12 protein-coding genes and 1 pseudogene are annotated in these 13433 nt (G+C 37.0%); 4 read left to right on the forward strand and 9 right to left on the reverse strand.

From position 1 onward, the window contains the following. Positions 1-138 precede the first annotated feature (138 nt). The 3 genes from A9Y75_RS15210 to A9Y75_RS26595 form a co-directional block, all read right to left on the reverse strand. Entirely contained in the window at positions 139-1335 is a 1197-nt protein-coding gene (locus A9Y75_RS15210; protein ID WP_071190386.1) for a hypothetical protein, read from the reverse strand. A gap of 352 nt (positions 1336-1687) precedes the next feature. Beyond that, the gene (locus A9Y75_RS15215) at positions 1688-2029 is read right to left on the reverse strand and encodes a hypothetical protein (RefSeq protein WP_071190387.1); all 342 of its coding nucleotides are present in this window, start codon (positions 2027-2029) and stop codon (positions 1688-1690) included. Positions 2030-2052: 23 nt separating this feature from the next. Continuing rightward, complete coding sequence (locus tag A9Y75_RS26595) at positions 2053-2304, reverse strand: papain fold toxin domain-containing protein (protein WP_083389625.1); 252 nt, start codon at positions 2302-2304, stop codon at positions 2053-2055. Positions 2305-2361: 57 nt separating this feature from the next. On the opposite strand from A9Y75_RS26595, the gene A9Y75_RS15220 reads away from it, so the two are divergent. Both A9Y75_RS15220 and A9Y75_RS15225 read left to right on the forward strand, forming a co-directional pair. After that, positions 2362-2598: a DUF2281 domain-containing protein gene (locus A9Y75_RS15220; RefSeq protein WP_071190388.1), complete on the forward strand. Its 237-nt coding sequence runs from the start codon at positions 2362-2364 to the stop codon at positions 2596-2598. Continuing rightward, positions 2598-3014, forward strand: coding sequence for a PIN domain-containing protein (locus A9Y75_RS15225; RefSeq protein WP_071190389.1), 417 nt, complete (start codon positions 2598-2600; stop codon positions 3012-3014). Before A9Y75_RS15220 ends, A9Y75_RS15225 begins: the two co-directional genes overlap by 1 nt. A gap of 1056 nt (positions 3015-4070) precedes the next feature. Here the strand turns inward: A9Y75_RS15225 and A9Y75_RS15230 are convergent. The 6 genes and pseudogenes from A9Y75_RS15230 to A9Y75_RS29675 form a co-directional block, all read right to left on the reverse strand. Continuing rightward, a complete protein-coding gene (locus tag A9Y75_RS15230; RefSeq protein WP_071190390.1) occupies positions 4071-4319 on the reverse strand; it encodes an Rrf2 family transcriptional regulator in 249 nt (82 codons plus the stop codon). Positions 4320-4473: 154 nt separating this feature from the next. Next, the gene (locus A9Y75_RS15235; RefSeq protein ID WP_071190391.1) at positions 4474-5508 is read right to left on the reverse strand and encodes a GTPase; all 1035 of its coding nucleotides are present in this window, start codon (positions 5506-5508) and stop codon (positions 4474-4476) included. A 113-nt stretch (positions 5509-5621) separates the two neighbouring features. Beyond that, complete coding sequence (locus A9Y75_RS15240; protein ID WP_071190392.1) at positions 5622-7835, reverse strand: transketolase; 2214 nt, start codon at positions 7833-7835, stop codon at positions 5622-5624. Between the two features lie 254 nt (positions 7836-8089). Further along, complete coding sequence (locus A9Y75_RS15245) at positions 8090-8341, reverse strand: hypothetical protein (protein ID WP_143046426.1); 252 nt, start codon at positions 8339-8341, stop codon at positions 8090-8092. Between the two features lie 156 nt (positions 8342-8497). Then, on the reverse strand, positions 8498-8755 hold the full coding sequence (locus A9Y75_RS15250) for a hypothetical protein (protein ID WP_071190394.1): 258 nt from the start codon (positions 8753-8755) through the stop codon (positions 8498-8500). 804 nt (positions 8756-9559) lie between these two features. After that, positions 9560-9964, reverse strand: a pseudogene (locus A9Y75_RS29675) (hypothetical protein); the annotation flags it as partial. A gap of 144 nt (positions 9965-10108) precedes the next feature. Here A9Y75_RS29675 and glgA point away from each other — a divergent pair. Beyond that, the gene (gene glgA, locus A9Y75_RS15255) at positions 10109-11587 is read left to right on the forward strand and encodes a glycogen synthase GlgA (RefSeq protein WP_071190395.1); all 1479 of its coding nucleotides are present in this window, start codon (positions 10109-10111) and stop codon (positions 11585-11587) included. 117 nt (positions 11588-11704) lie between these two features. Continuing rightward, positions 11705-13090 carry a cytochrome P450 gene (locus A9Y75_RS15260; protein WP_071190396.1) on the forward strand — a complete coding sequence of 462 codons (1386 nt, stop codon included), beginning with the start codon at positions 11705-11707 and terminating at the stop codon, positions 13088-13090. Positions 13091-13433 lie beyond the last annotated feature (343 nt).

The following is a 13433-nucleotide window of genomic DNA, read 5'->3' on the forward strand; positions in this document are numbered from 1 at the left end:
CTCATACCCATTACTCGACGACTCTTATTTATCAATGCACTATTTTGTTATTCTGTCAATGCGTAAGTCCTAGAATATTCAATTTCGGAAAGTTCATTTCTTATTTTAAGTGGCATATACAAAAATTACTCATTTAATTTATAGTTCATTTGATCTATATTTTCTAAAACTAGATTCTATTGATTTATCTATTGATAAATATGAATCACTTTCACTGCTAAATAGTTCTCTAAAGAAGTAGTAAAAATACATTCTTTGAGAATTACCAATTTTTCTAGCAGTTTTACTGATATCGTCTAATGTTAGAATTAACTCGTCAAGAAAACTTTGATCATTATTGCTAAGATTAATCTGGGTAATCTTCTGATTTATATCATCAAATGAATCAATCAGATGTTTATCTTTTAAAAATCCTACAGCAGCACCAAAACCCGTCATTAGTTGTGATTTAGTAAATATCTTATCTACGCTATCACCAAAAGGTTTACTTGATAATCGGATTTGCTCATCATTAAACTTCCAATCACCTGACAATTCGCGTATTTTTTTAACAAATTCATTATATGTTATTAGATAACTTTTAAATAGATCCTTATTCTGATTTTCCTGCGCGAGATTTTCTAAACTTTTAATGATTTCAAGTAAGTCTCTTCTATCTAAACTAGCCTCATCTCTAAGAAGGTAGGAAGTAAAGCCATCTATTACATCATTAAATCTATATTCAAATCTATATTCCCCAATTTCATGAGGACTTGGTTCATCAACTTCTTTAAGTAACTTGATTTCTGAAGAAATACTTTCATCAAGATAATCAGAATAAAGTATTTCTATTTGATGTCTAACAGACATAGGGGATTGACCAGTATTAAGTGTTAGCATTCTGTAAAGAATACCTATTTTATTAATGCCTAAATAAATTTCAAATCTTAATTTATGATTATGAAATTTTTTGAGTACATCTATATTATTTTCAAACTGTAAATCTTGATCTACATCTATTAATGAGTGTGTTCTTTGTAGTCCATCAAGAATTATTAATTTATCTTTATGGGAATTTATATAATTGATAATTGTATTATCATGAACATTATCAAAATCTATATTTTCCTGGATGTCATTACTAAGAGCTAAAACTATAGGTGGTATAGTACACCCTATTTTTATATCTTCTTTTAGTAGGTTATATATTGATGAATATGATTTTAATCTCTTCCTTTGCAAAGGATTGTTTTTACTAATAAAATTAGCTATTTCTAAATATTCATCAATAGAAATTTCCGTCAGAATATTGTGCGCGTTTATTCTGTTATCAAAGATTCGAGAAAGTATTTTCATAACAGTTAGATTCTATAGTAATCAATTCTATAATTTTATCATAGTTTTAAAAAAATAACTCAAAACAACACAATATGTAAAGAAAAATTAAGTAAGATTTTTTACGAGATATCCAACCGTGCGATCGCCCTAAACATCCCTAATAACGCTTGAGTGAGATAACGTAAACAGATACAGGGTAAGGTTTTCAGGTGCGAACTGCTTGCAGCAGCGCTTCGCTATCGCTCTAGTAATCCCTTGTAATGGTTGAGTGAGATAATGTGAACAGATACAGGGTTTTTGGGTTGAAATTTAGCATTATTAATTATAGGTATTGTTGGGTTTTGTCAACCCAACTTACTAACTTTTATTTTCATGAAACTAATTCATCAATTTTTGCTATTTCATGATTTTTCTGATTTTGACAAAATTCTTCAAACAAGGTAAAAAATCTATTTACTGCGCTTTTTTCATCGGCTGAATGGAAAAGAAGAATACTTGACCATAATTGACCTGTTTCTACATTGAATTTGTGTCTTATCCATTGTAAAAAAGTTTGAAATTCAGTTTCTTCTGCTGTTAAAGGAATACCAATTTCTCGACGGGCAAAATAGTATCCATCTAAAAATGCTTGGAGGCTAAAAATAGAATTTTTACCTAAATACATTGCAGGTCTTTTTTTGATCTTTTGCAGTAAGTTGTAGAGATTATCCATGTTTAACTCACTAAATTTCTAGGTTAAAAGTAAGTTTCTGTGATTTGAAACTCTAATCCTGCATCTAAAATAGGTGAATAGAGATTCTGTATCCAGTTTAATCGGGTAATGCCTTGATGGTGAATATTGTCAAAAACAAGTTCTCCGTCATTTATCTCAATAATAACACCTTCATGATGACCAGTGGTAGCAATCAATTCTCCAATACTATCATCACAAATTCTGCCATAAATTGGATCTTGAGAATTTGTGGAGATTTGAATATGTAGGATGATGTGCTAAAATATAAAAGCAGAGCAGTAAATATTAATTTATCCTCAAGGACAAATCAAATGACTGTTGAAGAAATAATTATAGACAAGGTAAAAATATTACCTCCTGATAAACAACAAGAGGCGTTAGATTTTGTAGAGTTTTTATTAGAAAAAATGCGAAAACAAGGGTTATCTAATCAAATAAAAAAATCAAGTATTTCGGCTTTAACTATGGCTCAAGAATACGTTGGTTGTGTGGAAGCAGCCGATGATTTATCTACTAATAAAGATTATATGAATGGTTACGGTACATGATGAGAGGATGTGTTTTATTAGATACGGGTCCATTGGTAGCTATAATTAATCGTCGTGATCAGTTTCATGGTTGGGTAACATCACAATGGGATAACATTGAGCCTCCTTTATTAACTTGTGAAGCTGTAATTTCTGAGGCTTGTTTTTTGTTGCGAAATGTTTATGGTGGTCAAGATGCTGTGATAAATTTGGTGAAGAATGGAGTTATTAAAGTACCTTTTAAGTTGGATGATGAATCTGTAATTATTGGTGAACTTATCAAGATTTATCAATCTGTTCCGATGTCTTTTGCAGATGCTTGTTTGGTACGGATGTCTGAACTTTATAATGATAGTTTTTTATTAACTTTTGATAGTGATTTTCTGATTTATCGGCGCAATAAAAATCAAGTTATTCCGGTAATAATGCCACAATAGGACGTTTGATTTAGTTCAGGTGATAATTTTGGTGGTGAGGTGAATATTTACACGATCGCAGCTATCGCTCCACTAATCCCTAGTAATGCTTGAGTGAGATAACGTAAACAGATACAGGGTAAGCTTTTCAGGTGCGATCGCTCCACTAATCCCCAGTAATAGTTGAGTGAGATAACGTAAACAGATACAGGGTAAGCTTTTCAGGTGCGATCGCTCCACTAATCCCCAGTAATAGTTGAGTGAGATAACGTAAACAGATACAGGGTAAGCTTTTCAGGTGCGATCGCTCTACTAATCCCTAATAATGGTTAGGTGAGATAATGTAAACAGATACAGAGTAAGGTTTTCGGACTGCGATCGCTCAGTAATCCCTAGTAATGCTTGAGTGAGATAACGTAAACAGATACAGGGTAAGCTTTTCAGGTGCGATCGCTCCACTAATCCCCAGTAATAGTTGAGTGAGATAACGTAAACAGATACAGGGTAAGCTTTTCAGGTGCGATCGCTCTAGTAATCCCTAGTAATGCTTGAGTGAGATAACGTAAACAGATACAGGGTAAGGTTTTCGGGTGCGATCGCCCTAAACATCCCTAGTAATACTTGAATGAGATAACGTAAACAGATACAGGGTAAGCTTTTGAGGTGCGATCGCTCTACTAATCCCTAGTAACGCTTGAGTGAGATAATGTAAACAGATACAGGGTAAGCTTTTCAGGTGCGATCGCTCCACTAATCCCTAGTAATGCTTGAGTGAGATAACGTAAACAGATACAGGGTAAGGTTTTCAGGTACGATCGCTCCAGTAATCCCTAGTAATGGTTAAGTGAGATACAGGGTAAGCTTTTCAGGTGCGATCGCTCTAGTAATCCCTAGTAATGCTTGAGTGAGATAACGTAAACAGATACAGAGTAAGGTTTTCAGGTGCGATCGCTCTATTAATCCCTAGTAATGGTTGAGTGAGATAATGTGAACAGATACAGGGTTTTTGGGCTGTAATTTAGTGTTATTAATGGTGGGTTACGATGTTGTTAACCCACCATACAGTATTGTTTATCCCTAGTTTAAAGAAAGGGATTTCTGTATACCTAAATGTGTAATATATATAGGAGTTATATCGTCAAAAACTCGATATTCGTCCTTGATATAGCCCTCCTTACCTAAGTAAATTAATATGTTTTCTAATTCATTACCGTCTACACCTGTTTTTTGACGAATCTGTTGAAAGATTATTGCTTTTGATTCATCACCATCAGCGATTTCAGCAATAATTCTCAAAACTAGGTCTATTTTCTGTTCTTGAGTCATAATTCATACCTAAAGAAGAAACTACTAAACACCATAGTATTCAGTATTGCCAGATTTGGTTGGGTATAAACCGTAATGGATTAGAGGGATATTTCATCCTGGTTTTTTATAACTTCAATTATTAGGAAAGGACAAAATTTTATATGATATGCCCTCAGCTAAGAAAATAAAAAATACTTCCTATAGTAGCACCTATGACACCACCAATAGCAGCACCAACAGGTCCCCCAATAGTAGCACCAACTCCCGCACCGGCAATGGCTAAAGCTGGAATAACTTCTATAATTTTTTTCTTAATTTCTTCTTTTTGAAACTTTGTAAATATGAAATCATTAACATTAAATTCACTTTCAGAGTCTGCTTCATTTTGAGATTCAGATTTATTATAAAAATTCCAATTCGGCTCTTTACTATTTTTATTAGATTGTGATTTATTGATTCTAGAAGCTGTTGCCATTAAAAATGGAATAGCTCCTCTTTCAGTCATTCTTATAAATACTTGTGTATATAGTTCTTCCAACCATCTTTTTCCATCTGGTGTTGTTTGACTTTTATTATCTACTGCAACTGCGGGAATTTTATTTGCAATTTCATTACCTGTGTGTTTTGCAATCTCATTTCTAATGCGTTTAGTTCTTTCTGCTAATTCTTCTAAATAATCATCAGCGTTATTTGCACGGGTGAAGACAATAACAGAATGTTCCCATACTGTCGGTGTAAATGCTTCGGAAATGATTTGTATACCTTGTTTTTCAGATCCGTCAACTCTTGATTCATCAAGACGAGTGACAAACCAAAGTAAATCAATTTGTTTGACTTGACGTTGAATCAATTCTATATACTTTTCATTATTACCTTTTTCTGGAATCTCGTCACATAAACCAGGTGTATCAATTATTGAACATTTAACTCCATTTATTTCATGTTCATATTCCTGAACATCCATTGTTGTAGGATCATATTTCCCTACAGTAGCAATTTGTTGGCCAAGTAATGAATTAACCGTACTAGATTTACCAACTCCAGTTCTACCTGCTAAGAGAAAAACAAATTCTTTATCTTGAGATAGTTGTAATTTCTCAATTAATAAGACTAAGATTTCACCGAATGAAGAAGATATAGATTCTTTACTGGCTTCTAATTTTTTTGTAAGTTCCTCTATCAGCTTTTTAGTTGATTCATTAAGCATGAAATTGATCCTTATGTTTTTCAAAACAATACAATAGATTATAATTTAAACCGCAAATGTACGCAACCCAACGCCAAAACATCCGCGTTAATCTGCGTACATCCGCGTTCTAATTAATGCACCAACTCAATAGCCCGCTTAGTCAACGCCTCCGCAGTCAAACCATTAAAAGCCATCAACTCACCCGCACTAGCCGTAGTTTCCCCACGCTTCCAGGCGAAAGAATCACGTTTAGAATTACTGCGTAACATGATCGGTTCTAACATCGCCGCAGCCCCACCTGTCACACCAATTAAGGCATCTCCACCAAACAATTGCTCAAAATCGGCATCACTTAAAAAACCGTTATCAGGTTCAGAACAAGTATCCCAAGCAGTATCATGAGGACGATATAAACGACGGGGATTGATAATAGAAACAATCTTCACACCAATACCTTCAGTTTCTAAAAATGCCGCCGCTTCAAACACAGGAATTAATGTCAAATCGCCAATGACAGCAAATACAACAGTTTTCCCACCAGCCACTTCATGTAATAACACCGCACCATCAATTAAGCCTTTTTCAGTTTGGGCAAAGGTGCTACGAATTGGCAAAGGAGACTTACTAGCAGTAATGACAATGCCCTTATTTTTTGTTTGCAAAGCCCAGTCATAACAGACTTGAATACTGTTAGCATCTGGGGGAAATAATGGGAAGACATTTCCTGTTCTCATCAAAGAAGCAAAATAAGCTTCAATTTCTGGTCTTTGGTGAGTCCAACCGTTGCGTCCTTGTTCTAAGGCCCCCGCAGTAAATAATGTAATTGTCGAGGGTGTTTGACGGCGTAATTCTGCCATTGCTTGGGTGACAGTTTGCCAAATTGGTAAACCATTGATGGCAAAAGATTCATAAGAACACCACAAAGTTCTCGCACCCATTAAGGATAAACCAGCGGCTAAACCTGCACAAGCATCTTCGCTCAAAGGTTCGTAAACTTGACCTCCTGGGGCTTGATTATATAAATCATCGGTGGTGGGGTGATTGATTTTTAAAGCTTGGTTAATGTTAGCAATTCCTGAAGCTTCGTTACCGTCAGCATTAGTCACGAGGAAATTTTTATCTTTATTTCCTACTATTCCTACTAACCTACCCATTGCCGTTGTCGCCACTTGAGGAACTGCCCCAACCTTATATTCTTCTAATGGTAATTCCCCTAAATCTGCTAAGGGTAATTCAAATTCTGTCACCACTGTTTTAGCAGCGGGTCCACCTCCAGCCCGTTCGGCATTTGTCCGCACAATTTGCCATGCTGCGGCTGATAATGCCCGTTTTTGTAAAGCGGTGACAATATGGGGCGCGTCTAATGTATCTTTAGGATAGAGGTTGTGTGATTTTGCCCCCAAGGCGTGAACTCCTGCACCTTTGAGTTGTTTGATAATAAATACCGTCAATTTGCCGCTAAGTGCTGAACGGGCAGCTTTATCCATTCCTACTAATACCGCTTTGGTAAATTCTAGACGGTTCTCAAAAGAAAATGCGGTACTATCAACATATTCACTGGCTTGATTTTGGTCGTCAAAATCTTTAGCATTGACTAATACGACTTCGGCAAAACCGTTACCTTGCCAATAGGCGATCATCTCTGCGTTGGTTTTCAAAGATACCATGCTGTGGTGTTCTTGGCTGTAACCGTTCCACACCAACACGGGTAAAAAGTTGGTAACGGTGGGGTAAGCGGTGTTGAAATGTGCCATTGAACTCATGATATAGGGTTCACCCAGTCCCCCGTCTCCCAGGGTGAAGGGGAAGAGTTTATCACGGTGCAACAGTGCAGCAGACATGGCAAAATGTTGTCCTTGTCCCAGGGGTCCAGCAGGTGCGAGAATACCGGGAATGTAGCCGGAAAGGTGTCCTAATAATCCATGCTTTTCTCGAAAGCGATCGCGCAATTGTTGTACTGTAGAAATGCCCATGTCTTCTAAGGAACGGTCTAAGAACATGGCACTATAGAAACCAGGGGCGTGATGTCCCACTTCGGTGATAATGTTTTTATGTCCCAACATGACCAAAGCTGCATAAGCCTCCGCTTGGCTGGCAAAACCGCCGGGGTGTCCAGAAGCCTTACTACCAGTGACTTGTAGGGTTAGGTAGCGCAGGGCATCAGCCGCGAGTAGAGTTTGATATACTGCATTTGTATCGGTAGGATTTGCGATCGCACTCTTGCCCGATTCTATCGCGGGAGTTGCCCCATAAGTTTGAAAATCTGGCAATGCTTCCCCAAAATATTGTATTCCTTCACAAAAATCAGGAAGTGCGGAAGATGCCTTTGATGTAGTTGCTGTCATGCTGAGTACCTTAATAAAAAGCCAATAAACTGGATAAGCTCGTTTAATGTAACCAAAATTTTACATCTTCGCGGTTATAACAGTGAATTGCTTTTTCGCAATATCAGCATAAGCAACTTAAATATAGCAATGCTATTTGATATCAAGTCCGAGCAGGGGGCTTTCTGGCAGGGGAAGGAAAAGTTATTTTGACAGATATGAATAATAAAACTCTTGTGGTGCGGGCAAGATGCCCGCCATGCACCTCACAAGAGTTAAACTACTAAATAGACATCTATTTCCGAAAAATCAACAGTAAAAAGCTTGTTGTCGTCAAAAATCGGGGGTATGTAATATTCACTGAATAAGCTATTTAGCTCATCATAAAACATATTGAGAGAGAAAGCCGCTAAACCACTACTCCATAAAGGAATAAGAGTATTACCTCCCGAAGTTGACTCCATTTCTTGTAAACTTAGCTTCTGAAAAAGTCTATTTACTTCAACAGAACTTAATTCAGTCTTCATGATTGCAGCCATTGTCTTAATTTTCACATCAATAAGTGAGCAGTTGTAAAAATTTATTGTGGGTAAAATATCTGACAAAAAATGCCCTAAAAAGCAGTTTTTACCCTCAAATAACTAAAAAGTTGGTAATTTCAGTATCAGAACACAAATAATTAATTACCAAGAATTTATCACAATGTATATTGACCTGGAATAGTCTATAGTGTTGACCTTATTATCGCGGATGCCACTATCTACACCTTTAACATCACCAGTCCCTGTATTCTCCACGTTTCCAGTATTGGTCGTGATAAAATAATTATTGATGCTACCACCACTACCACCCGCTATAGTCTCTGCTTCTTCTGAAGATAGCGCCTGAAAAAGGATTTTTTCATCATGAGCTTTTAAGTTAGAAATTACTATTCTTGCCATTACATTATCCTCTAGATCGAAAGTTGACTTAACTCTTATATTTTTACATTAGCAAATTATAAAGAATATGAAGTTTCTATATAAATGAAAGTTTTTAGACATTATTTTAAGACATAAATAAAAGCATTCTGTCTAAAAAAAATGCAGCTTTTGTTTTCAAAAAAATCTATTTAAAACGGCGATAAATCTCGATATAACTAAAGCATGACACAGATTATCTCAAGACATATTTCTATGTATTTTGTCTATAAATTGATTTTTTTGATTTTGAAATGCCTAAATTTAAAATAATATAAAGTTTTTATTTATAAAAAGCTATATGCACATTATTTTAGGACATATTTCCAGAAATTCGGTCTGAGAATTGAATATTTTTATAGTTACTATAAGATTGGCATATCAATCCTTGCAGATGTTGTGAACACCTTGTAGATTCGGTTAGATGTGGTAATTAATTTATCACTCTCACGGTACAGGTATAGATAAATCACCAAACCGCGTCGTAACCCAACATTCACTATAAAATGTGTATTCACGATTCATTTAACAGCGCGCTAGAAGTAGCTTAAAACAATTCAGGAATCGTCCTTAGAGGATGTTTGAAAAGTTTTTAATGTATAAATAAACCCCTCTCCAAACCTCTCCCCGACACGGGAAGAGGCTTTGAAATCCCCATTCCAGTAACAAAAGTTTTTCCTTTTCCCTCTCCTTGTAGGAGAGGGTTAGGGAGAGGTAGGGAAGGGGGGTTAGGTTTCTCTTGATTATCGGTTTCATCTAATACTTTTCAAACAACCTCTTAGAACTTTACCTAAAAAACTTGAAGTTCTGAGAACCTGTGTAACCAGTAATCTTCGCCAGTTCTGACAAGTTCTGCACGCCGCTATAGGTTTTACCATTGATGATCCAAGTGGGGAAGCTTTCAATTTTGGCGGCTTGACACAATTCTGGTTTAGCTTTAGGGCTGTCAGCAGCGCATTCGACCTTAACGTTATTGTCGCTAATGATTTTGTAAGCTTCTTTACCAAAGAGGAGCTTCTGTTCATGACAGTGCGGACACCAATAAGCAACATATTCCTTAGCGCCGACTTTGACAAGATGCTCTGCTAAGGCTATTTCTGCTTCACCAGATGTGGTGGTAATTTCCCACCCAAATTCTGGTTTAGGCTCTACTTTGGGAATAAAAGTAATTTGCCCAGGTTTTCCAGGAGTTGCGTCGAGATTTCCATCTGGGGGATTGGTGTTAGCATAAATCGCATATCTGACAAGTCAGAAGAATCTATCCCTTGTCAATGAGTACATTTTTCATATACTGCTATATAGTAAACATAAAGTTTTGTGAAGTGAGGGCTAGGAATGTACATAGTACAGATTGCCTCAGAATGCGCTCCAGTAATTAAAGCCGGAGGGTTAGGAGATGTTGTTTATGGACTCAGTAGAGAATTAGAGAATCGAGGAAACACAGTCGAACTGATTTTACCTATGTACGACTGTATGCGCTATGACCATATTTGGGGGTTACATGATGCCTACCTCAACCTGTGGGTTCCCTGGTATGGCGCAGCAATTCACTGTTCTGTATACTGCGGTTGGGTACATGGAAGAGTATGTTTTTTCATTGAACCTCACAGTGAAGACAACTTCTTTAATCGCGGTTGCTATTACGGTTGTGAAGATGATGATATGCGTTTTGCATTCTTCAGCAAAGCAGCTTTAGAATTTTTGCACAGAAGCAATAAAAGACCAGATATCATCCATTGTCATGATTGGCAAACAGGCTTAATTCCCGTCATGCTTTATGAAATTTACAAATATCATGGCATGGAATATCAACGGGTTTGCTACACCATTCATAACTTTAAACATCAAGGAATTGGTGGAGTTAAAACTCTGGAAGGAACCGGATTAAATCAACCATCTTATTACTTCCAATACGATAAGCTACGCGATAACTTTAACCCCTTTGCTTTAAATTATATGAAAGGGGGAATTGTTTATTCCAATGCTGTCACCACAGTTTCACCAAACCATGCTGTAGAAGCTCAAAACAGTGATATTGGCTGCGGTTTAGGTCATACATTAGATTTACAAAAAGAGAAATTCACTGGAGTTCTCAACGGGATTGATTATGACTTTTGGAATCCCGAAATTGACCGTTACATCCCTCATCATTACAGCCGGGATGATTTTGAACAAAAAGCATATAACAAAAAAGCTTTGCGAGAAAGGCTGATGCTAGGTCATGCTGATAAACCCGTCGTGGCTTACATCGGTCGATTAGATAACCAAAAAGGCGTGCATCTTGTTCATCATGCCATTTATTATGCCCTCAATAAAGGAGCGCAATTTGTATTACTAGGTTCAGCCACAGAACCAGCAATCAATGCTCACTTTCAGCATGAAAAACAATTTTTAAATAGTAACCCAGATGTGCATTTAGAACTGGGATTTAATGAAGAATTATCCCACCTCATTTATGCAGGGGCAGACATGATTGTTGTCCCTAGCAATTACGAACCCTGTGGATTAACTCAAATGATTGGGTTAAAATACGGTACTGTTCCCATTGTTCGGGGTGTTGGGGGATTGGTGAATACAGTATTTGACCGAGATTACGACCAAAATCTGCCCTCAGAAAAACGCAATGGTTATGTATTCTATCAAATGGATAATCAGGCGCTTGAGTCAGCAATGGGACGGGCAATTGATTTATGGTATCAGCAACCGGAAGAATTCACGAAACTAGCTATTCAGGGTATGCAGTATGACTACTCTTGGAATGTTCCGGGGACAGAATATTTAGAGATTTACGACTGGATAAGACATAAGTGGTAAGTCAGTAGTTAAACCTGCATAGTTGAGGGTGCGTTGCTTGTCGTATGTAATTAACGCACCCTCAATTTTTCAGTTACTTTAGAGGAAGATAGATTTACACCAATCAAAAAAAATTTTATGCCTCTACCAAATGGCCCCAAAACCCCGGCACTTTTCCAGATCATGCGCTGGGTATTAAGTCCCATGTCATATATGGAAGCCTGCGTCAAAACCTATGGAGATAGCTTCTCACTTAAGTTAGATATAAACTCTTCTCCTATCGTCTTTTTCAGTCATCCCCAAGCCGTACAGCAAATTTTAACCACTGATACCAAAGAATTAGAAGCACCAGGAGATTTAAATGAGATTTTTCAATACTTACTGGGCAAGAATTCTGTGATTTTATTGAGTGGCACACAACACCAGCGTCAACGTCAGTTAATTATGCCTCCGTTTCATGGTGAAAGAATGCGGAATTATGCGGAAGTAATTGACAATATCACCGAGAAAGTCCTCAGCAAACAGCAAATAAATCAACCTTTCAATATCCGAAATATTAGCCAAGACATTACTTTAAGTGTAATGATGCAAGCTGTATTTGGACTCTATGAAGGAGAACGTGCGGAAAAATTACAGCAGCTACTTTGTGAAATTTTAGAAGTAGGTAGTGAAGCCTGGAGAGTTGCTTTATTGTATATTCCCGCTTTAAAAAATGTGATTGGTATTTCCCAACTCTGGGAACAACAGCAGCGTCAACAAGACAAAGCCGACCAACTCATTTATGAGGAAATTAAAGAACAGCGAGAAAATCCTGATTCGTCACGCACAGATATCCTCAGTTTACTCATGGCGGCTAGAGATGAAGATGGTCAACCAATGACCGATGTAGAATTACGTGATGAATTGATTACTCTATTGGTAGCAGGTCACGAAACCACAGCCACCGCTATTACCTGGGCTTTATACTGGATTCAAAAACTACCAGAAGTGCGTCAAAAGCTATTAGTAGAACTGGATAGTTTGGGAGAAAATCCAGATTCTAATGCCATCTTTAAATTACCCTATCTCACTGCTGTTTGTAATGAAACATTGCGAATTTATCCTATCGCCATGTTGACTTTTCCTCGACGAGTGAAAACTGCTGTATCAATAGGTGGTTATGATTTAGAACCAGGCACAGTCATCTTAGGTTCTATTTATTCAACTCATCAACGGTCAGATATTTATCCTGAACCCAAAAAGTTTAACCCAGACCGCTTTTTAGAAAAGCAATTTTCTCCCTATGAATTTCTACCTTTTGGAGGTGGTGCAAGACGTTGTATTGGTCTAGCTTTTGCTCAGTTTGAAATGAAATTGGCACTAGCTAAAATTCTTTCTAGTCGTGAATTAGAACTAGTTGATAATGGGGAAGTTCAAGCTAAACGCCGTGGTTTGGTAACAGGGCTAGACCGTCCTATTCAGATGGTTATCAAGAGTCAGCGTCAGGTGAAATCCCGAACTTTAGAAACCACTAGTAGTATTTAATTTTTTGGCATTTTTTGGCCTTGCTGATTTAACAGCAAAGAAATGAGAAATTTATTTCTGTGCTCAAACTGAATTTCATTTTTAGGGGTAAAGTATAATGCTCATGGGTTTTAACTTAACGTGAAAGACTCTTCATTAACCTTATATCCAACTTACTCAATGACCAATCAATCCAGAAGAACCCCACCCCCGTTTTACTAATGTAAAACTTCCCCTCTTGAGGGGAGGGGACTAAGGGGTGGGGTAGAACGGCTGTGGGACTAGCGTTTAAGCTTAAGTTGATACTCATGGACACGGGGATGCAATTTGAATGATTATTAGCTTAAAGATTTGACTTGATTTA

The sequence above is a fragment of the Trichormus sp. NMC-1 genome (assembly GCF_001858025.1).
In the GTDB taxonomy this organism is placed as follows: Bacteria; Cyanobacteriota; Cyanobacteriia; order Cyanobacteriales; family Nostocaceae; genus Anabaena.